The organism is Nocardia fodinahabitans (assembly GCF_052983615.1).
In genome coordinates, this window is sequence record NZ_JBRJJC010000001.1 from 5,734,060 (window position 1) to 5,754,967 (window position 20,908).

The window sequence follows — 20,908 nt, forward strand, 5'->3', positions numbered from 1 at the left end:
TAGCAAATGCGAGCGCGTATGTAACACGGATTTAACGCCGGGTGCCTACGCTCGCCGGTATGGATCGCCAGAAGGAATTCGTGCTGCGGACGCTCGAAGAGCGGGACATCCGCTTCGTACGTCTCTGGTTCACCGACGTGCTGGGCTACCTGAAGTCCGTCGCCATCGCGCCTGCCGAGCTCGAGGGCGCCTTCGAGGAGGGCATCGGGTTCGACGGCTCGGCCATCGAAGGCTTCGCGCGCGTGTCCGAGGCGGACATGGTCGCGCGGCCCGACCCGTCGACCTTCCAGGTGCTGCCCTGGGCCACCTCCAAGGGCCACCAGCACTCCGCGCGCATGTTCTGCGACATCACCATGCCCGACGGCTCGCCGTCGTGGGCCGACCCGCGCCACGTGCTGCGGCGTCAGCTCAACAAGGCCGCCGACGTGGGCTTCAGCTGCTACGTGCACCCCGAGATCGAGTTCTTCCTGCTGGAGAACGGCCTGAAGAACGGCGTGCCGGTGCCCGCCGACAACGGCGGCTTCTTCGACCAGGCCGTGCACGACTCGGCCCCGAACTTCCGCCGCCACGCCATCGACGCGCTCGAGTCGATGGGCATCTCGGTGGAGTTCAGCCACCACGAGGGCGCCCCCGGCCAGCAGGAGATCGACCTGCGCTACGCCGACGCGCTATCGATGGCCGACAACGTGATGACCTTCCGCTACCTCATCAAGGAGGTGGCGATCGACGAGGGCGTGCGCGCGACGTTCATGCCCAAGCCGTTCGCCCAGTACCCCGGCTCGGCCATGCACACCCACATGAGCCTGTTCGAGGGCGAGTCCAACGCCTTCGCCGACGCCGACGATCCGGAGAACCTGTCCTCGACGGCGCGCTCGTTCATCGCGGGCATCCTCGAGCACGCCCCCGAGATCAGCGCGATCACCAACCAGTGGGTGAACTCCTACAAGCGCCTGATCCACGGCGGCGAGGCGCCGACGGCGGCCTCCTGGGGCCGGTCCAACCGCTCCGCGCTGGTGCGCGTGCCGATGTACACGCCGAACAAGTCGTCGTCGCGTCGCGTCGAGATCCGCAGCCCTGATTCGGCCTGCAACCCGTACCTGACCTTCGCGGTGCTGCTCGCGGCCGGTCTGCGCGGCATCGAGAAGGGCTACACGCTGCCCCCCGAGGCCGAGGACGACGTGTGGTCGCTGACCGACGCCGAGCGTCGCGCCATGGGCTTCCGCTCGCTGCCCGGCACCCTCGACGAGGCCCTGCAGGTGATGGAGCGTTCGGAGCTCGTCGCCGAGACCCTCGGTGAGCACGTCTTCGACTTCTTCCTGCGCAACAAGCGCCGGGAATGGGCCGCCTACCGCAGCCAGGTGACCCCGTGGGAGCTCGAGGAGTACCTCAGCCTGTGACACGGCGCCCGGCGCGCCGGGCGTGACGCGGTCGATGCACGGACCATGTACTTTGAGGGCATGGTCCGGCCACCGACTGTCCGCTCCGCTGTCCCCGGCGTCGGCCGGCTCGGGTTGCTCGAGCCCACCGCAGCGGACTCCCTGCACCAGCTCGGCTGGGACAACATCGACGGGGTGCCAGTGCTGTGGGCACTGTCGCGTTCGCCCGATGCCGACCTGGCCCTGTCCACGCTGGTCCGGCTGCGTGAGTCGCTCGGAAACGACTGGGCCGAACTGGATTCGGTGATCCGGTCCGATTCCACGTTGCGCGGCAGGCTGTTCGGGCTGCTCGGCTCGTCGACGGCTTTCGGTGACCACCTCGTGGCCGCACCGGCCGCGTGGAAAGTGCTGCGCGCGAACCGGCTTCCCGAACGCGACGACCTGATCGCCGATCTGCTCGACGCGGTCGAGGCCGAGCCCGAGAACGGACCCAACGCGGGGCCGATGCTGTACCGGGCCGAGATCGCCGGTCCGGAGGCGATCGCGCTGCTGCGCAGCCGGTATCGCGATCAGCTGATGCTGCTGGCCGCGGTCGATCTGGCCTCCACCGTCGAGAACGAGCCGGTGCCGCCGTACCAGGTGGTCGGCAGGCACCTGTCGGATCTGGCCGATGCCGCGCTCACCGCCGCGCTGGCGGTGGCCGTGGCCCGGGTGTGCAAGAACGGCCCGGTACCGGTGCGGCTGGCGGTCATCGCGATGGGCAAATGCGGTGCGCGCGAACTGAACTACGTCAGCGATGTCGACGTGGTGTTCGTCGCCGAACCGGCCGATGCCACCGCGACCAGGTTGGCCGCGGAGATGATGAGCGTCGCCAGTTCGGCGTTCTTCGAGGTCGACGCGGCACTGCGCCCCGAGGGCAAGGCGGGCGCGCTGGTGCGCACGCTCGATTCCCACCTCGCCTACTACAAGCGCTGGGCCCGCACCTGGGAGTTCCAGGCGCTGCTGAAGAACCGGCCGATGACCGGCGATCTGGAACTCGGTCAGCAGTATCGCGACGCGCTCATGCCGATGGTGTGGACCGCGTCGGAACGCCCCGACTTCGTCGCCGACGTGCAGGCCATGCGCCGCCGGGTGGAGGATCTGGTCCCCGCCGACCTGCGCGAGCGCGAACTCAAGCTCGGCGCCGGCAGCCTGCGCGATGTCGAATTCGCCGTGCAGCTGCTGCAATTGGTGCACGGGCGGGTCGACGACTCCCTGCACGCCACCAACACCGTCGAGGCGCTCACCGCGCTGGCCGCGGGCGGCTATGTCGGCCGCGACGACGCGGCCAACCTCACCGCCTCCTACGAGTTCCTGCGGCTGCTCGAGCACCGGCTGCAGTTGCAGCGGCTCAAGCGCACCCACACCCTGCCCGCCGCCGACGACGAGGAGGGCATGCGCTGGCTCGCGCGCGCGGCCCACATCCGGCCCGACGGCCGTCAGGACGCCGTCGGCGTGCTCGAGACCGACATCCGCCGCAACTCCATGCGGGTGCGGCGGCTGCACTCCAAGCTGTTCTACCGGCCGCTGCTCGAGTCGGTCGCCCGGCTCGACTCCGACGCGCTGCGGCTGAGCCCCGACGCCGCCGTGCGCCAGCTCGCCGCGCTCGGCTACGGCGCGCCCGCCAACGCCCTCGGCCACCTCAAGGCGCTCACGGGCGGTGTCTCGCGCAAGGGCCGCATTCAGGCGCTGCTGTTGCCGACGCTGCTCGAATGGCTCGGTGACACACCGAATCCCGACGCGGGCCTGCTCGCGTATCGCCGGGTCTCGGAAGGTCTCGACGACCAGATCTGGTTCCTGCGCGAACTGCGCGACGAGGGCGCCATCGCCCAGCGGCTGATGATCGTGCTCGGCTCCTCGGAGTACCTGCCCGATCTGCTGATCAACGCCCCCGAGACCATCCGCATGTACGCCGACGGCCCGGGCGGCCCACAGCTGCTGGGCCCGCAGCCCGAGGATGTCGCGCGCGGCATCCAGACCGCCGCGGCCCGCTACGACGACCCGTACCGCGCGGTCGCCGCGGCCCGCTCGCTGCGCAGGCACGAGCTCGCCCGGGTGGCCTCGGCCGACCTGCTCGGCATGCTCGACGTGCCGCAGGTGTGCGCGGCGCTGTCCTCGGTGTGGGTGGCGGTGCTCGAGGCCGCGCTGGGCGTGGTCATCCGGGCGTCGGAGGCCGAACGAGGCGCGCCCGCGCCCGCCGACTTCGCGGTCATCGGCATGGGCAGGCTCGGCGGCATGGAACTCGGCTACGGGTCCGACGCCGACGTGCTGTTCGTCTGCGATCCGCGTCCCGGCGAGGACGAGACCATCGCGGTGAAGTGGGCGATCGGCGTCGCGGAGAAGGTCCAGCGCCTGCTCGGTGCGCCCAGCACCGATCCGCCGCTGCAGGTCGACGCGGGCCTGCGACCGGAGGGCCGCAACGGCGCCCTGGTCCGCACCTTGGCCGCCTATCAGGCCTACTACGAACAGTGGGCCCAGCCGTGGGAGGTGCAGGCGCTGCTGCGCGCGCACCAGGTGGCCGGGGATCAGGCGCTGGGTGTGCGGTTCCTGCACGTCATCGACCCGATCCGGTACCCGGCCGGCGGGGTGTCCGCCGAGTTCGCCCGCGAGATCCGCCGGATCAAGGCCCGTGTCGACGCCGAGCGCCTGCCGCGCGGGGCCAACCCCGCCACCCACACGAAGCTGGGGCGCGGCGGTCTGGCCGACATCGAGTGGACCGTGCAGCTGCTGCAGCTGCGGCACGCGCACGAGGTGCCCGCCCTGCACAACACCTCGACGCTGGAAGCGCTCGACGTCATCGAGGCCGAGGGCATCCTGGAGCACGACGATGTCGCGCTGCTGCGGGAATCCTGGATCACCGCGACCGCGGCCCGCAACGCGCTCGTGCTCGTCAAGGGCAAGCCGACCGATCAGCTCCCCGGCCCGGGCCGCCTACTATCGGCGGTCGCGCGGGTGGCGGGCTGGCCCACCGACGACGGCAGCGAGTTCCTCGACAACTACATGCGCATCACCCGCCGCGCCAAGGCGGTCGTGGAGCGGGTGTTCGGGGGATAGCGGACAAGAGAAAGGCCCCGCACCGAGGGTGCGGGGCCTTTCTCGTTCACGCCGGAATCAGATGGCGCGGACGTCCTGAGCCTGGGGGCCCTTCTGGCCCTGGCCGACCTCGAACTCGACCCGCTGGCCCTCTTCGAGGGACTTGAAGCCGGAGCCGCTGATGGCCGAGTAATGCACGAAGACGTCGGGGCCGCCTCCGTCTTGGGCGATGAAGCCGAAGCCCTTTTCGCCGTTGAACCACTTAACAGTGCCTTGAGTCATGTGTTTTACAAGTCTTTTCAGTCGGTGAGCCATGGCGATCTCTGTGATCAGCCCAGTCTCAGCAGCCAAGTATGCCATACTCGCCGACAAACTGCGCGCATGGGGTCTCCGAACCGCGATCTGGGCTGAGTCTGCGTGCCGCGCTCGGCGTGTCGGCACCGAAGATCATCGACGGGTGCGCCGAGGTCTCACCAGCGCGCGCGGTGTGCCAATCTGGGCGACATGGGTGAGACCAACGATGCGGACTCCGGACACGTCGACCTGGCACTGCGGGTGCTCGACGCGCACGTGGCGTTCACCAAGGAACAGCTGCTGACGCCCACGGGTTTCCTCGAGCTCGTCACCGAGGAGGTCGACGGCCTGCTCGCCGAATGCGCGGTATTGACCCTGGCCGAGGCCGTCACCCGCGAGCAGATCAAGGGCGTCGCGCACAAGTACGCGGTGCAGATCCCGGTCGAGGGCGCGATCCCCGAACTCGTCGGCGAGATCGCCGCCCGGCTGTACAACCATCGCGCTCAGGACGAGATCCCGGTCGGCGAGGTGGTGGACAACCGCCGCTTCGACGAACTGGTCTCGGCCGTGGCCGACATGGAGGTCTCGCACCGGCTGGTGCGCCTGGTGCTCAACAGCCCGGTCACCGTGGACGCCTGCGTCGAGGCGGTGCAGCGCGCGGTCGTCACCGCCGTCGACGACGGCAGGCGCGCCGACGGCGGCGGCCTGGCGCAGTCGCTGCGCGGCGCGCTGGCCCGGCTGGCCGAGCCGGCGCTGCCGGTGATCGAGAACGGCGTCGGCCGGATCACCCGCACCGGCGCGCGATTCGTCTTGCGCGGCAACCGCAACGACGCCGACGACGTGCTGCTCGACGCCGCCCGCGAGACCTGGCGCAAGCACACCGGCGATTCGATCGGGTCCTTCCGGGAACTGGTCTCGGCCAACGACGTGGAGGACGCCGTCGTCCTCACCTTCGAGTTCTGGCGCACCTTCCGCGACACCGACTACTTCCACGCGCTGCTCGATGAGGGCATCGATCACGTCTTCGACAAATACGGTGACACCCCGCTGGCCGAATTGCTCGCCGAGCTGGGCATCGGGCGCGCGGACATGATCGAGGAGGCGCTGCGCTTCGGCCCCTCGGTGCTCGCGAAACTCGACGAGCGCGGCTATCTCGACACCGTCGTCCGGCGCAGGCTGGCGCCCTTCTACGCCTCGGCGGCGTTCCGCGCGGCGGTGGCCGCGACGTAGTACCCGCGAGCCCGCGGACCGTGAGTTCTGTTCGGCCGCTGGCGCGTCGGTGTTTGTCGGTACGATCCGTGCAACGATGGAGCGCTTGCGCTACCGGATCGCGATGAAAGGCTGCCGTGACACGTCTGTCCTCCCTGCTCGACCAGATCGACTCCGGAGCGGTGCTGCTGCCCGAATTCCAGCGCGGTTACGTCTGGAACAGGGACCAGGTGCGCGGACTGATGCGGTCGCTGTACCTCGGTTATCCGGTCGGCGGGCTCCTGGTGTGGGAGACCGGATCGGAGGACATCGCCGTGCGCGGCCAGGGCGGCGGATCGGGGCTGCGGCAGCTGCTGCTCGACGGCCAGCAGCGCATCACCACCCTCTACGGCATCCTGCGCGGCACCGCGCCGTCGTTCTTCGAGGGCGACGCCGTCGCGTTCACCGGGCTCCATTTCGATGTCGACCGTGAGGTTTTCGAGTTCCAGGTGCCAGGCCGCGAGACCGCGCCGACCTGGATCGATGTCACCGAGCTGTTCGCGCTGGGTCCGGTGCACTACCTGCCGCGGTTCACCGAGGTGGCGCCGGAGACGCTGGCGGTCTACCTCGACCGGCTGAACAAGCTGCGCGAGATCACCCATCGCGAGTTCAATGTCGAGACCATCACCGGCTCGGACCGGACCGTCGACGAGGTCGTCGACATCTTCAACCGCGTCAACTCCGGTGGCACCAAACTGTCCAAGGGCGACCTTGCGCTGGCGACGCTGTGCGCGCAGTGGCCGCAGGCCCGCGGCAACCTGCGCGACCACCTGATCCGCTGGGACAAGGACGGCTACACCTTCACCCTGGACTGGTTGCTGCGCAATGTGATCGCCATCGGCAACGGCCGCGCCCACTTCGACGCGCTCGGCGATCTGTCGCCCGCGGAATTCGAGCAGGCGCTCAGCAACACCGCGACCCAGGTCGACACCTTCCTCGACACCGTGGCCGGTCGCCTCGGCCTCGATCACGACCGAGTCCTGATGGGGCGCTACGCGATTCCGGTCATCACCCGGCTGCTGTTCCTCAACGGCGGCCGCTTCGACGACGACCTGCACCGCGACCGGGTGCTGTACTGGTACATCCATTCCGCGCTGTGGGGCCGGTTCAGCGGGTCCACCGAGACGTTCCTGCAGCAGGACTACGAGACGCTCGAACGCGGCGGCATCAACGGCCTCATCGGCTCGCTGGAACGGCTGCGCGGCGGCTCGCTCGACCTCTGCGCCGACGACTTCGGCGGCGCGACCCGGGGATCGCGGTTCTATCCGCTGCTGTACCTGCTGACCCGCGTCGACGGTTCGCGCGATCTGGGCACCGGCGACGAACTCGGCATCGAGCAGTTCGGTGAGCGCACCCCGGTGCAGGTGCACTACCTGTTCCCGAAGACCACGCTGCGCGACGCGGGCTACGAACGCAACGAGATCAACGCGATCGCCAACTTCTGCTTCCTCAGCCCCGGCTCGGAAGCCGAACTGGGCGAACGCGAACCGGCCGACTACCTCGCTGAAGTCGAGCGGCAGCACCCCGGAGTGCTGGCCTCGCAGTGGATTCCGACCGATCCCACCCTGTGGCGGGTCGAGAACTACCGCGAATTCCTGCGCGCGCGCCGCAAACTGCTGTCCGCGGCTGCCGACGCGTTCCTCGAGCAGCTGCGCACCGGCACCCTGCACCGGCCGACGCTGCTGTCCGTCGGTGTCGCCGGGGTGAGCCTCGGTGACCCGGCGGTCGACCTGGTGAACGCGCTGGTCGACGACCTCGTCGCCGACGGCTTCGGCTTCCCGCTGCTCGACAGCGAGGTCTCCGATCCGGTGACCGGCCGCGAACTCGCTGTCGCCGAGGCGTTCTGGCCCGAGGGCCTGCAGCCCGGCGTCGGCATGCCGGTGGTGCTGGTGCTCGAGCCCGCCAACGCCGACCTCACCCGCCTCGCCCAGCTCGGCTACGCCGTGTTCACCTCCGTCGACGCCCTGCGCGGCTACGTCGACAACCTGCGCGTCGAGGTGTCCGGCGACACCGGCCTCTACGGCCCGGCCGCCGACATGGCCGCCCTGGCCGATCGCCTGCCCGCGACCTGGGTCGGCAACTCCGAGCAGGTCTGGTTCCGCTTCGCCTGGAACCAGCTCGAACGCGACCGCGCCGAGGGCCCCGACGCGGCGCTCGAGCCCGAACAGGTCGCCCTGCGCTACATCGCCCTGTGGGCGCTGACCCGCACCTTCTACATCCACGCCTTCGACCAGGGCAACCCGGGGGAGTGGCGGTACTACCTCGGCGACGCGATCGGCCCGAACCCGATGGTCCCCCGTGACTGGCTGGCCCGCCGCGCCGTCGCCTCCGGCGCCCTGGCCCCCGGGGCCACCCCCGGCGACGAGGACATCGCGATCGCCATGGTGCACGGCGTCATCGAGGTGGTCGAGGACGTCGCCACCGCCCTGTCCCACCTGCTCGGCGGCCCCGGCCTCTTCGCCTCCCTCTGGGCCTCCGCCGGCGCCGCCGAACACTACGGCTACCCCCTGTCCACCGACCAGATCAACGACCTCATCAACCAGGTCGTCAACGATCCGGCCTCCCGAAAGATCCAGGCCTACAACTGGATCGAGGCAGGCCTGCCGTTGTAGTTCCGCCCGGTCCCACCTGTCCGTAGCGGCGCGCTGTGTGGCAGGTGCCGGCAAGCCGCCGGTGCTATGTGAGCAGGAAGGCCAAGAAGGGGAAAATTCCTGCCGTGAAGATCGCTGCGACCAGCGACAGCATCTTTCCGCGGGCAAGGCGGTGGAATCGGGTTGTCGCCCAGCAATAGAGCCCGACGGAGATGAAGGCAGTGCCCCAGTAGATCAGGGCACGGCTGCCTGGTTTTCCCAGTGGTTCCAGCGTTCCTTCGTCGAACATCAATGCCAGAAAGATAATGGTGAGCCCGGCGGTGAGACCCATCCCGAAGATCGCCGCGCCCGCAGTGCTGTTCATCCGGACTGCGGGAAACTTCGCGGGAGCGATGTTCTGCGGGTCCGTGTGGTGGCTGCTGTTGGCGTCACAGAGCATGTCGAAGACGGTGCCCGGGTTGACACGCTGACGCACCTCGGCATTCACCTGAATCAGGGTGTGGATCGACTGGGCGGTCGCGTAGGACGTGATCATGCCGCCTCGCGAGGTCTTGAAGCCGCCGTGGTCGCGATGAGTCGGCGAAAGTTGCTGATAGTCCAGCAGTTCGGTGAACCCGCTGCGGAACGCGGGGTGGAAGATCAACTGCTTTCTGGACGTGGCCAGTGCCATGATCGACTGCGGAAGCGTTGCGTGGTACCAGGTCTGGGTGACGTTGCCGCGACGAATCGGCTCCTCTTCGAGGGTGCCAGGTGCGGTCTCCAAATAGTGCAGTACATGGTCGACCGCTCGCTCATGTGCTCGCGTGATGCGGGGATTGCCCATGTCCGCGAGTGGCCCGGCACCCAGCAAGCACGCAATCTTGGCGGTCGCGAAGTTGGTCGTCGCCTGTGGATCGTCATGGAGCAGTGCGTTGACCAGGAAGTCGCAGCCGCGCCGGATCGCGGCGGCTGCTTCGGTGTCGGAATCGGGAAGTTCCAGCAGTGCGCGGATCGCGGCGGCAGTAGCTGTGACAGAGACCGGAGCTAACCCGTCGGACATGGTCCAACCGCCCGAATGCGGATCCTGCATGGCGAGGAGGGCCTGCCGGTATGCGTGCACGTCGGGTAAGACCCCGCCCGCGCTCATCGCGACGAGTGCGCGTAGGCGCCATGCAGCGTCGACGGGTGACTGGAATATCCACTCGCCCTGAGTCGCGTGCGTAACGCTGCCCAGGCGCAGTAGTGCCGTCACGCTGGTCGGCTCCGGCACGTCATAGGCCGGGGCCAAGAGATGGATCGGAGTGTGTGCTCGGGCGGCCGTCAAGGCGCACACGGCTTCGGCGGTGTCCTGGGGATTCGGTGACACATCGGGAGACCAGCCCCACCCTGCATGTCCATCATCGACGCGGACAACATTGGCGTGGAGCCAACCCGCCGCCAGCACGATCCTGTCATCGACAGTAGACATGCAGCCCCCTGCTTAGTCGCTGGAAGACGTTGTCCCCCAGAGTAAGTTTCGTCCTCGACTATACGTCGCACAGCCTCTTTCGAGGCTCGTGGCTGTGCCACCAACTGGTGCGCGGGGCGGGGCCGCGTTCGGCGCTGAACCGTCGCCTGGCGACGTGATTCACTCCGGTGCGCCGGTGGCGCGCTGGAAGGTGTCGACGAAGTCGCGCAGGGCGCGGCGGTCCTCGGCGTCGGGCGGTCGGTGGCCACGGGCGGCTTCGATGGTGATCGGGGTGCCGGCGCGGATGGGGAGTTCGGTCCAGCAGACCGGCAGGACCGGGAGCTGGACGGTGCGGTCGGCGACGGTGAGGGTCAGCGCCGAGGTGTAGCGGCCCGCGACGGTCAGCAGCGCGTCGACGGCGTTCTCGGTGAGCGGGCCTGCGGCGGGGAATTCTTCGATGTACACGCGCCACCTCCTTCTGCGGCGCCAGTGTAGGCCGACGCGGGCACCTCAGAGAACCTTTAGCGGCACCATAAGGGCGCGCCAAGGGCGCCAGCCTAGGCTCGGGCCCATGATGCGGAAATGGTCGGACCGGGTGTTGCTGGTCCTGGGGTGGGGCGCGCTGATCGCGGCGGTGGCCGGGATCGTGTTGCATCTGGGCAACTGGCGGCAGCAGTCGCTGGTGTTGCTGGCGTCGGGGGCGACGTGGCTGATGCTGGGCGCGGTGCTCGGGGTGGTCCTCGTGCTCCTCGCGCGGGGGTGGCGCAGCGCCATCGCCGGGGGCGTGGTGCTGGCCGGCGCGGCGTGGCTGGTCGTTCCGGCCTACATTCCCGCGGCCGCCGCGGCCGACGGACCGCAGCTGCGGGTGCTGCAGTCGAATCTGCTGTTCGGACAGGCGGATCCGGCTGTGGTGGTCGCGGCGGTGCGCGACAACGACGTCGACGTGCTCACCGCCGACGAACTGACCACCGACTCGATCACCCGGCTACGGGCGGCGGGCCTGGAAGACCGGCTGCCCTACTTCTATCTGGAACCCGCGCAATCCGGTGGTGGCGGTACCGGCATCTACAGCCGATACCCGTTGCGCGAGACCGAGAAGTACGACGGCTTCATCATGAGCAACATCTCCGCGACGATGGAACATCCACAGCGCGGCCCGATCTCGGTGTTCGCCTTCCATCCGATCCCGCCGAACATCGACTTCGCCGCGTGGGCCGCCGAGCTGCGCCGGGTCGACGAGATCCTGGCCTCGGCGCCAACGCCCGCGATTGTCGGCGCGGATTTCAATGCGACGCAGAACCATTCGGCCTACCGCGCGCTGCTGGACGGTCCGTTCGCGGCCGCCGCGGAACAGACGGGCGACGGGGTGCTGCTCACCTACCCCGCGGATCGCCGGTGGGGGCCGGTGATCGGCATCGATCACATCCTCGTCGCAGGTGGCGTCGCCGAACAGGTGCGCACGCTCACCATTGCGGGCTCCGACCATCGCGCGGTGCTCGCCACGGTCAGAATGCGGGATTGACGGCGTCGATTACCATGTGAGCGCTCGACATCGGACCGCTCGGCGTCCGTGTCATTCCCCGGGGAGGAAACAGCGGATGATCAAACATCGGTTCGCCATGGCGATGGCGGCACTGGTGAGCGTCGGCCTGCTCGCCACCGGTTGCTCGGCGACGACCGTCGCCAGCGACCAGGCGATGCCCACGATGGACAACCCGTGGGAGGTGGCGGGCGCGACGTCGAACACCGGGCCCAGCGGCAGCCGCCCCGGGGTGCCCGACACCGACAAGAAGGCCGACAACGGCGATAACGGCACGATCGACAAGCTCGCGCTCAATGCCATCGCCGATATCGAAGAGTATTGGCAGACGGAGTATTCCAAGACCTTCCGCGGCAACTTCAAGCCCGCCTCGAAGTACATCTCGTGGTCGGCGAAGGCGCCGGAATCGGAATCGGTGCAGTTCTGCAAGAGCAGCACCTACAAGATGGTCAACGCCGCGTACTGCCCGCTCGACCACACCATCGGCTGGGACCGCTCGGTGCTGCTGCCGCTGCTGGTCGACAAGTACAAGGAGATGTCGGTGGTGATGGTGCTGGCCCACGAGTACGGCCACGCCATCCAGTCCCAGGCCGACCTGCTGCGCGGCTTCCTCACCGACGCCCTGGTGAAGGAGCAGCAGGCCGACTGCCTGGCCGGCGTCTTCCTGCGCCACGTCGCCGAGGGCAAGTCCAAGCACTTCACCCTCAACACCACCGACGGTCTCAACGGCGTGCTCGGCGCGACCGTCGCCGTGCGCGACCGCGACCCCAATGATCCCGACGCCGTGCACGGTTCGGCCTTCGAACGCGTCACCGCGGTGCAGAAGGGCTATACCGAGGGCGCCGGGTCCTGCAAGGGGATCGACGAGGACGAGATCAGCAAGCGCCGTGGCGGCCTGCCGGTCACCTTCGAGGACGGCGAGCGCGATCAGCAGCTCCCGGTGAACAAGGAGAACCTGAGCTCGCTGGCCACCCAGCTGAGCAAGTCGATGCCGGTGCGGAACGCGCCGAAGTTCGACTACGCGGGGGTCACCCGCAATTGCGCCTCGACGACCACCACCCAACCGGTGTCCTACTGCCCGGGCAGCAACACCATCGGCACCGACGTGCCCGCCATGGCCGAGCGCGCGGGGGAGGGGGCCACCGGCAAGGAGGAACCGCTCTCGGCGGTCGTCACCGGCGACTACAACGCCGCGGTGGTCTTCGTGTCCCGCTACGCCCTGGCGGTGCAGCAGGACCGCAAGCTGTCACTGACCGGCGCCGAATCGGCGGGCCTGCGCACCGCGTGCCTGTCGGGCGTGCTGACCACGAAACTCAGTGAGCCGGGCAGTGATCCGCGGCTGTCGGCCGGCGACCTCGACGAGGCGGTGTCGGGCCTGCTCGCCGACGGCCTCGCGGCCGCCGACGTCAACGGCAAGGTGGTGCCGAGCGGCTATCAGCGCCTCGAGGCGTTCCGCACCGGCGTCCTCGACGGCGAACAGGCCTGCCTGACCCAGTTCGAGTAGTCAGCGCGCCGCGGGCAGTGAGCGTAGAGAGCTGAGGGTGTTCGCCACCGCGCGGGCGGCCTCGGCTCCCTTCGTCACGAAGTGGTTGGTGTAGTAGTCGACGTGCTCGCTGTGCTCGTGGAAGTGGTGCGGGGTGAGCACCACCGAGAACACCGGGACGTCGTTGTCGAGCTGGACGCGCATCAGGCCGTCGATCACCGCGGTGGCGACGAAGTCGTGACGGTAGATGCCGCCGTCGACGACGAGCGCGGCGGCCACGATCGCGTCGTAGCGGCCGGTACGGGCCAGGCGCTGCGCGTGCAGCGGGATCTCGAAGGCGCCCGGGACGTCGAACACCTCGACGGCGGCCGGGTCGAACCCCAGGCCGGCGTATTCGGCGACGAAGCCCTCGTGGGCCTTGGTGACGATGGAGCTGTGCCAGCTGGCGCGGATGAAGGCGACGGCGCCGGTAGACGTGGTTCCCATGGGCGGAGTCTACTAGGCGCTAAGCTACTCGTCGGTAACATATCGGGAAAGCCAGTCGGTGACGTCACCGATCACCTGATCGCGCTCGGGTTCGTTGAACACCTCGTGGAACAGCCCGGAGTAGCGCAGCACCGTCACATCGGTCGAACCGGCATCGCTTTCGAGCAGGTCCGCACTCGACGGCGCGGCGATGGTGTCGGCCGTGCCGTGCAGCACCAGCAGCGGCGCGGTGAGCGCGTCGAGGCGCTGCTTCACCAGCGCGGTGTGCTGCAGGATCTCCACCGCGGTGCGGGCGGGCAGCTTGCCGCGGAACACCAGCGGGTCCTCGTCGTAGGCGCGCACCACCTCGGGATCACGGCTGATCGTCGACGAATCCAGGGTCAGCACACCGAGATTCGGGGCGACCCGGGTGAGCAGTGGAGCGGCGAGGCGCTGCACCGGATTGCCCAGCGGGATGTCCAGCGGCGGTGCCGAGACCACGACCCCGGCCACGTCGACCGGTCCGCGGGTGGCCAGGTGCAGCACCACCAGGCTGCCCATCGAATGGCCGAGCAGGAACCGGGGCACGCCGGGATGGGCCGTGCCCGCCAGGTCGAGCAGGGTGGCCACATTGTCGGCGGCGGCGTGCATCGAGCCGATATTGGCGGCCGCGCCCTCCGACAGACCATGTCCGATGTGATCGAGCGCGTACACCGCGAAACCCCGCGCGGCCAGCGCGTCGCCCACGTGCTCGTAGCGGCCCGAGTGCTCGGCGACGCCGTGCACCAGCACCACCACCGCGCGCGGGGCGGTGTCGGGTTGCCAAGCGCGCCAGGCGATCCGGCCGCCGTTGCCGGCGAATTCGCCCGTGTCCGTCGTCATCGCTGTGCTGCTCCTTCGTCGCCGGGCGCCACCGCGAGCCGCTCGATCAGGCGCCGATTGAACTCGATCAGTCGAGCGTAGTTGAGCCGGGAGATCCGCTCGTCGGTTCCGTGGATCCGTTCCAGGTCGGCCGCGGTCAGCACGATCGGCGCGAAATTGCAGCGGGTGCCTGCCAGGCCGTCGTAGTGCCGGGAGTCGGTGGCGCCGGGCACCAGCCCGGTGGTGGTAACGATGCCGGGCACCAGCTCGGCGGCGAGTTCGGCGATCAGTTCGTAGGCGGGGCCCGGACCGGCGACCCGCGACGGCTCCGACACCGGTCCGACGAGCTCGATCGCCACGCCGATGTCGCGGATCACCCGGCGGCAGTGCGCGAGCACGGACGACACGGAATCACCGGGCAGGATCCGAAAATTCACCAGTGCCTCCGCGCTCTGCGGCAGCACATTGGCCTTCACCCCGCCCCGGATCACCGTCGGCGCGGTCGTCGTGCGGACCAGTGCCTCGGTGGTAGGGCCCGCCGCCAGCAGCCGGGTGAGCAGCGGTCCGGCCAGCGTGGCCAGTCCGCGCGTATCGGCGAGTTCGAGCAGCTTGCGGCGCGGTTCGGGCAGCGCCACCCGCATCCGGGCGAGCATGTCGGTGATCACCGGGGTCAACCGCAGCGGCATCGGATGGTCCTGCACCTGGGCGACGGCACGCGCCAGCCGCCCGACCGCGGTCTGCTTGCCCGGCATGGAGGAGTGACCGCCGGTCTCACTGACCGACAGCCGCACCGTCGCGTAGCCCTTCTCACCCAGCATGATGCTCGCGACCGGTCGGTCGACCCCGTCGGCGACCCCGTCGGTGATCACCCCGCCCTCGTCGAGCAGCAGGTCGGCCCGGACGTCCTCGGCCCGCAGGTGCTCGGCCATCCGGACCGCGCCGCCGTCGCCGAAGACCTCCTCGTCGTGGCCGAAGGCCAGGTAGACGGTGTGCCGGGGCCGGACACCCGCCGTCAGCGACTGCTCCACGGCTTCGAGCACGGCGAGCACCCGGCTCTTGTCGTCGATCGCGCCCCGGCCCCAGATGAACTCCGCGTCGACGACGCCGGCGAACGGGGGATGGGTCCAGCGCTGCGGATCGTCGACCGGGACGACGTCCTGGTGGGCCAGCAGGATCGCCGCCACCGGTCCCGGCTCGGTGCCGTCCCAGCGGTAGAGCCTGCTGCGGCCGAAGGTGGTCAGAGTCAGCTCGGCGTGCACGCGCGGGAACGACGCCTCGAGGTGCGCGGCGAGCCGGGCGAACTCCGCGTCGGCGGTCTGGGTGGGATCCTCGGTCGAGACCGTCGCGCACCGCAAGGCCGCGGCCAGTCGCTCGGCGACCGCGTCGTCGACCCCCGCGGTGACGGGGGATCCGGTCGGCTTCTCGGTCATCGGGCGCACCCTCGCCATTCTTGCCCGTGCCCGGCGGGTTCGCCGTGAAAGACGTCCGAATCGCCGTGTTCGAGGTCGGTGCGTCATGCGGTCCGACGGCCCGGCGGGGGGCCATCTAAGCTGACACCTATGGCAGGAGGCAAGGGCGGCAAGCCGTCGAAGGAAGCCAAGGCCGCGGCTAAAGCGGCCCGTAAGCAGGCATCACGCGAACGGCGTCAGCAGTTGTGGCAGGCGTTCAACATGCAGCGCAAGGAAGACAAGGCGCTGCTGCCGCTGATGATCGGCGCACTCGTCGGCACCACGGTGGTCTTCTTCCTCATCGGTCTGATCTTCGACATGCAGTGGTTCCTGCTGCCGCTGGGTCTGCTGCTCGGTGTGTTGTTCGCGTTCATCATCTTCGGACGTCGCGTGCAGAAGAACGTCTACCGCAAGGCCGAGGGCCAGGCGGGCGCGGCGGCGTGGGTGCTGGAGAATCTGCAGGGCAAGTGGCGGGTCGCCAACGGCGTCGCGGCCACCACCCAGCTCGACGCGGTGCACCGCGTCATCGGCCTGCCGGGCGTGATCTTCGTCGCCGAGGGTTCCCCGCAGCGGGTCAAGTCGCTCATCGCGCAGGAGAAGAAGCGAACCGCTCGCCTCATCGGTGACACCCCCATCTACGAAGTCGTCGTCGGCAACGAGGAAGGCCAGACCCCGCTCAAGGATCTGCAGAAGTTCCTCACCAAGCTGCCGCGCAATATCGATGTCAAGCGGATCGATCAGATCGAGGGCAGGCTGACCGCGCTGAGCTCGCGCAGCGGACCCGCGATGCCGAAGGGCCCGATGCCCCCCGGCGCCAAGATGAAGGGCATGCAGCGCGCCATCCGTCGCCGCTGAGCCCGCCTACCGAACGAGCCCGGCACCTGATCGCAGGTGCCGGGCTCGTCTCGTGTCAGGAGTTCGGCGGCCGTCCGGTCAGCAACCACAGGATGCGGTCGTAGGCCAGCAGGTGGTAGCCGACCAGCACCGCCGTCGAGATGAGCGCGAGCCGGGGCAGGCCGGCGCCCCACAGCGCGGCGGCGCCGCCGAAGAGCACGGTGAACTCGACGAGCAGCCGCACCGGGCCCGAGACCGGCACCGGCACGCCGCCGCCGCGACTCGGATCATCGGGGAGCACGAACGTGCCCCACAGCGCCGCGGCCGCGATCGGCAGCACGACGACGAGCAGATACCGCCAGGGGGAGTCGAAGGCTCGCCAGCCGAGCACCCCGAACGAGGCGATGGCGATCAGTTCGAGCAGGAAACGCACGGCCAGCAGGGCCGGATTCAGTGACACGGCCACAGCGTAAGGCCGGCGCGGGCCCGCCGACGGGTCAGCGCGCGTTGACCAGGGCGGTGCCCGTGGCGCGATCGTGCATGCCGCGTCCGTCGGCATCGGTGAACAGCGCCGGGATGACGAACACCAGCAGCACCTGCCGCGCCAGCGCCCGCACGAACCCGACCGCCACCGGGGCGTCGATCCGCAGCACCCGCAGCTTCAGGAAGTACTGGCCGGGGGTGAACCCGAACAGCGTCACCGCGGCGACGCCGATCACGAACCACACCAGCAGCGGCACCGACGACGACGCGAAGCTGCGGGTGATCACGGCGGCGATGCCGACCGCGATGAACCAGTCGACGAACAGCGCGACGACCCGGCGCCAGGTCGGGGCCAGCGAGCCGGCGCCCTCGCGCGGCAGCCCGTAGAGCTCGCCGGGGTAGCCGGATGTTTCCGGGTCGCCCGGTTCCGCCGGATTGCCGGAAAGCCATGTGCCGGTGATACGCGCCATGGCTTCCAGGATAGTGGCCGGCTATCGCCCGCTCACGACCGCATTCGTGGAGGTCACGTCACCGCGCGATCGGGCGGATGGCAGGATTAGCATGCAGGTCGCGCCCGGATGACAGACATCACCCCGCCTCCGGCACGCGTAACACTGGCGAAACACAGCCTTGACTGTAGGGAAACACCGCGTCCTTAGCGTCAGGTCGCGACGAACCCATGCATCGTGACTGGCTGGGAACCGATCCGTAAGGAGAACAAGTGACGTTCAGCACGGCCGAAGAGGTCATCCAGTACATCAAGGAAGAGGACATCGAATACGTCGATATCCGCTTCTCCGACCTGCCCGGCGTCCAGCAGCACTTCTCGATCCCGGCCAAGGCGTTCACCGCCGACCTGGCCGAAGAGGGTCTGGCGTTCGACGGCTCCTCGGTGCGTGGCTTCCAGTCGATCGACGAGTCGGACATGCTCCTGCTCCCCGACTTCAGCACCGCTCGGATCGACCCGTTCCGTGCCGCGAAGACCCTGAACCTGAACTTCTTCGTGCACGACCCGTTCACCCGTGAGGCGTACTCCCGCGACCCGCGCAACATCGCGCGTAAGGCGGAGGAGTACCTGCGTTCGACCGGTATCGCCGACACCGCGTACTTCGGTGCCGAGGCCGAGTTCTACATCTTCGACGGCATCCGCTACGGCTCGGGCATGAACGGCTCGTTCTACGAGATCGAGTCGGTCTCGGGCTCGTGGAACACCGGCAAGGAGTTCAACCCGGACGGCAGCCGCAACCTGGGCTACAAGGTCCGCAACAAGGGTGGCTACTTCCCCGTCGCCCCGTACGACCACTACGTCGACCTGCGCGACAAGATCTCGACCAACCTGCAGAACGCGGGCTTCGAGCTCGAGCGCGGCCACCACGAGGTCGGCACCGCCGGTCAGGCCGAGATCAACTACAAGTTCGGCACGCTGCTGTCCGCGGCTGACGACCTGCAGCTGTTCAAGTACATCGTGAAGAACACCGCGTGGCAGGAAGGCAAGTCTGTCACCTTCATGCCGAAGCCCCTCTTCGGTGACAACGGCTCGGGCATGCACGTGCACCAGTCGCTGTGGAAGGACGGCAAGCCGCTGTTCCACGACGAGGCCGGCTACGGTGGCCTCTCGGATCTGGCGCGTCACTACATCGGCGGCATCCTGCACCACGCCCCGTCGCTGCTGGCGTTCACCAACCCGACCGTCAACTCCTACCACCGTCTGGTGCCGGGCTACGAGGCCCCCATCAACCTGGTGTACTCGCAGCGCAACCGCTCGGCTGCCGTGCGTATCCCGGTGACCGGCAACAACCCGAAGGCCAAGCGCATCGAGTTCCGCGCGCCTGACTCCTCGGGCAACCCGTACCTGGCCTTCGCCGCCATGATGATGGCCGGCCTGGACGGCATCAAGAACAAGATCGAGCCGATGGCTCCGGTCGACAAGGACCTCTACGAGCTGCCGCCCGAGGAGGCCAAGAACATCCCGCAGGCCCCCACCAGCCTGGCCACGGTCATCGACCGCCTCGAGGCGGACCACGACTACCTCACTGAAGGCAACGTCTTCACCGAGGACCTCATCGAGACCTGGATCCAGCTCAAGCGCGACAATGAAATCGCGCCGGTCAACCTGCGTCCGCACCCGTACGAGTTCGAGCTCTACTACGACGTGTAAGCCTGACCTGCGGGAACGGGCCTGATCGGCCCGTTCCCTACGCAGTAGACGGTTTCGAGTCCGCCCGCTCCGTGATCACGGAGCGGGCGGACTCGTCTGTATCCGGCCAGCGATGCCCGTACGTGTCGCAGCGTCGTCTTCGTGGCCGCGTGTCGCATTCGAGCCTGCACGACCTCGATGTTCGCGGCCCGCAACCAACAGTCAGGCCAGGTGCCGCCGACCTCGCGCTATGCGCCACCGAGCGACATGGACATCACCGTGCGCGTCGAGCAACCGTCTGGTGCGGCCTGCCCCGCCAGACGTTCATCGATCCACCGCAGGACCGCGGGAGTCGCACTGATCGCGAGACTGACGTGCTCGCTCAACTGGTCCCGCGTGTAGGTGATCGGCGCCCCCGCTGCGCACCACTGTGCCACCGCCCTATCGGGCCCTGCGATGGTGACGATCTCGTCGTGCACGGCACTGTAGAGGAACAGCGGCGCGGTCGAGGCCGTGGGGCTGAAGTCCAGCGCGTCCAACGACGGCTGTATCTCCTCGATCAGTTGCGCAAAAGGGATCGTCAGGTAGTCGTCCATGCGCAGGAACGCATGCTGAGCCACGTTCGCCGTCACGCATTTGCTGTCACCCGCAGCCATCAGAGCTTGCCCGGCAGGCGTCAGATATTTGTCGAAAGCCGCCGCCAGGCGTGGATCGGCACGCATCATGCCCGGCAGGAGCGACGGCAGGAAACCGGAGAACGGACCGGCATCGAGCGTCCCCAGGTAGCGGCCGATGGGCGCGGTCCAACCACCCATGGCGACACCGACCAGTCGTATTTCGGGAGCGTAGGTCGGTTGAACTTGCGCGACCCAACTGGTGCCGTACGACCCGCCGGAGTAGCCCATCGCGGCAACCGGAGTATCGGTGCCGGGCAGGCCCAGCGGTGCGAAACCCTGGGCCGCGCGTACTCCGTCGAGCACGGCGTAACCCGACTGTCTCGGGGCGAACAGCGTTCCCTTCGGCCCCTCCCAGTCGGGGACGGAAATCGCATGACCGGACGACAACATCTGGTCGATCTGAATGAGATCCAGCGACGAGTCGTACTTGTCCGGCGCTCCTTGCCGGAGCACGAACGAGGGCGCGCACTGTGCGGCCGAGGCATCCGTGGCAGGCTGATAGGAAATCAATCCTTTGACCTGCCCGGTTCGTGGGCGCAGCACCGTTGTCACGGTCGCCATGGGTCGGCCGTCGGTATCGGTCGTTCGATACAGCAACTGCCAGGCATCGGCGTCCTGCGCCTGTGGTTGCAGCGAGGCCACCTCGACGGGGCGCGAATTCAGGATGGTGCCCGGTGCCGCCGAGTCCCAGCCCGATCGCGGGGTGTAGAACGGGTCGTTCTGCGGAATCGGCAGCGGATCCGCATGACCGACCGCCATGGGAGTACCGGTCAGGCACAACACGGCCGAAGCTGCGATCACAGCCGAGCGCAGCCGACCGCGCTTCACCATCGAACACTGTGCACGACAGGCTGATACGGCACTGCCCATTCGGACTCCCCTCCATGAAGGGGCCACCACCGGCGAAGCCCCCTGAAGGCAGTCACAGTACCTCTCCCGATCTTGATGGATGCCCGAACCGACGACGAAGATC

General features: G+C 68.6%; 17 protein-coding genes. 8 read left to right on the forward strand and 9 right to left on the reverse strand.

Annotated elements, in window-relative coordinates; translation table 11 throughout:
- The first annotated feature begins 59 nt into the window (after positions 1-59).
- Both glnA (NV348_RS27050) and NV348_RS27055 read left to right on the forward strand, forming a co-directional pair.
- Positions 60-1,397 (forward strand): type I glutamate--ammonia ligase, encoded by a 1,338-nt coding sequence (gene glnA, locus NV348_RS27050; protein ID WP_447149366.1) that lies wholly within the window; start codon positions 60-62, stop codon positions 1,395-1,397.
- Between the two features lie 60 nt (positions 1,398-1,457).
- Positions 1,458-4,469: a bifunctional [glutamine synthetase] adenylyltransferase/[glutamine synthetase]-adenylyl-L-tyrosine phosphorylase gene (locus tag NV348_RS27055; RefSeq protein WP_447149367.1), complete on the forward strand. Its 3,012-nt coding sequence runs from the start codon at positions 1,458-1,460 to the stop codon at positions 4,467-4,469.
- 57 nt (positions 4,470-4,526) lie between these two features.
- On the opposite strand, the gene NV348_RS27060 is transcribed toward NV348_RS27055, so the two are convergent.
- Positions 4,527-4,730 (reverse strand): cold-shock protein, encoded by a 204-nt coding sequence (locus NV348_RS27060; protein WP_218721900.1) that lies wholly within the window; start codon positions 4,728-4,730, stop codon positions 4,527-4,529.
- Between the two features lie 222 nt (positions 4,731-4,952).
- Here NV348_RS27060 and NV348_RS27065 point away from each other — a divergent pair, with 222 nt between their 5' ends.
- On the forward strand, positions 4,953-5,972 hold the full coding sequence (locus tag NV348_RS27065; protein ID WP_447149368.1) for a hypothetical protein: 1,020 nt from the start codon (positions 4,953-4,955) through the stop codon (positions 5,970-5,972).
- Between the two features lie 116 nt (positions 5,973-6,088).
- The gene (locus NV348_RS27070; protein ID WP_447149369.1) at positions 6,089-8,602 is read left to right on the forward strand and encodes a GmrSD restriction endonuclease domain-containing protein; all 2,514 of its coding nucleotides are present in this window, start codon (positions 6,089-6,091) and stop codon (positions 8,600-8,602) included.
- Positions 8,603-8,666: 64 nt separating this feature from the next.
- On the opposite strand, the gene NV348_RS27075 is transcribed toward NV348_RS27070, so the two are convergent.
- Positions 8,667-10,028, reverse strand: a complete 1,362-nt coding sequence (locus tag NV348_RS27075) for a prenyltransferase/squalene oxidase repeat-containing protein (RefSeq protein ID WP_447149370.1) — start codon at positions 10,026-10,028, stop codon at positions 8,667-8,669.
- A 159-nt stretch (positions 10,029-10,187) separates the two neighbouring features.
- Positions 10,188-10,472, reverse strand: coding sequence for a hypothetical protein (locus tag NV348_RS27080; protein WP_447149371.1), 285 nt, complete (start codon positions 10,470-10,472; stop codon positions 10,188-10,190).
- A gap of 106 nt (positions 10,473-10,578) precedes the next feature.
- On the opposite strand from NV348_RS27080, the gene NV348_RS27085 reads away from it, so the two are divergent.
- Entirely contained in the window at positions 10,579-11,529 is a 951-nt protein-coding gene (locus NV348_RS27085; RefSeq protein WP_447149372.1) for an endonuclease/exonuclease/phosphatase family protein, read from the forward strand.
- Positions 11,530-11,605: 76 nt separating this feature from the next.
- Positions 11,606-13,051: a neutral zinc metallopeptidase gene (locus NV348_RS27090; protein WP_447149373.1), complete on the forward strand. Its 1,446-nt coding sequence runs from the start codon at positions 11,606-11,608 to the stop codon at positions 13,049-13,051.
- On the opposite strand, the gene NV348_RS27095 is transcribed toward NV348_RS27090, so the two are convergent.
- From NV348_RS27095 to NV348_RS27105, 3 genes are read right to left on the reverse strand one after another with little or no spacing between them, the layout of a single operon-like run.
- Positions 13,052-13,516, reverse strand: coding sequence for a 6,7-dimethyl-8-ribityllumazine synthase (locus NV348_RS27095; protein ID WP_447149374.1), 465 nt, complete (start codon positions 13,514-13,516; stop codon positions 13,052-13,054).
- A gap of 24 nt (positions 13,517-13,540) precedes the next feature.
- The gene (locus NV348_RS27100) at positions 13,541-14,377 is read right to left on the reverse strand and encodes an alpha/beta hydrolase (RefSeq protein ID WP_447149375.1); all 837 of its coding nucleotides are present in this window, start codon (positions 14,375-14,377) and stop codon (positions 13,541-13,543) included.
- The gene (locus NV348_RS27105) at positions 14,374-15,786 is read right to left on the reverse strand and encodes a M20/M25/M40 family metallo-hydrolase (protein ID WP_447149376.1); all 1,413 of its coding nucleotides are present in this window, start codon (positions 15,784-15,786) and stop codon (positions 14,374-14,376) included. The genes NV348_RS27100 and NV348_RS27105 overlap by 4 nt, the downstream gene beginning before the upstream one ends.
- A gap of 129 nt (positions 15,787-15,915) precedes the next feature.
- Here NV348_RS27105 and NV348_RS27110 point away from each other — a divergent pair, with 129 nt between their 5' ends.
- Complete coding sequence (locus NV348_RS27110; RefSeq protein ID WP_447149377.1) at positions 15,916-16,659, forward strand: DUF4191 domain-containing protein; 744 nt, start codon at positions 15,916-15,918, stop codon at positions 16,657-16,659.
- A gap of 55 nt (positions 16,660-16,714) precedes the next feature.
- Here the strand turns inward: NV348_RS27110 and NV348_RS27115 are convergent, their stop codons facing one another.
- Together NV348_RS27115 and NV348_RS27120 are read right to left on the reverse strand one after the other, a co-directional pair.
- Entirely contained in the window at positions 16,715-17,098 is a 384-nt protein-coding gene (locus NV348_RS27115) for a YrdB family protein (RefSeq protein ID WP_447149378.1), read from the reverse strand.
- 37 nt (positions 17,099-17,135) lie between these two features.
- Positions 17,136-17,591 carry an RDD family protein gene (locus tag NV348_RS27120; protein WP_218721835.1) on the reverse strand — a complete coding sequence of 152 codons (456 nt, stop codon included), beginning with the start codon at positions 17,589-17,591 and terminating at the stop codon, positions 17,136-17,138.
- Between the two features lie 251 nt (positions 17,592-17,842).
- Here NV348_RS27120 and glnA (NV348_RS27125) point away from each other — a divergent pair, with 251 nt between their 5' ends.
- Positions 17,843-19,279 carry a type I glutamate--ammonia ligase gene (gene glnA, locus NV348_RS27125; protein WP_447149379.1) on the forward strand — a complete coding sequence of 479 codons (1,437 nt, stop codon included), beginning with the start codon at positions 17,843-17,845 and terminating at the stop codon, positions 19,277-19,279.
- 227 nt (positions 19,280-19,506) lie between these two features.
- On the opposite strand, the gene NV348_RS27130 is transcribed toward glnA (NV348_RS27125), so the two are convergent.
- A complete protein-coding gene (locus NV348_RS27130) occupies positions 19,507-20,766 on the reverse strand; it encodes a lipase family protein (RefSeq protein WP_447149380.1) in 1,260 nt (419 codons plus the stop codon).
- Positions 20,767-20,908 lie beyond the last annotated feature (142 nt).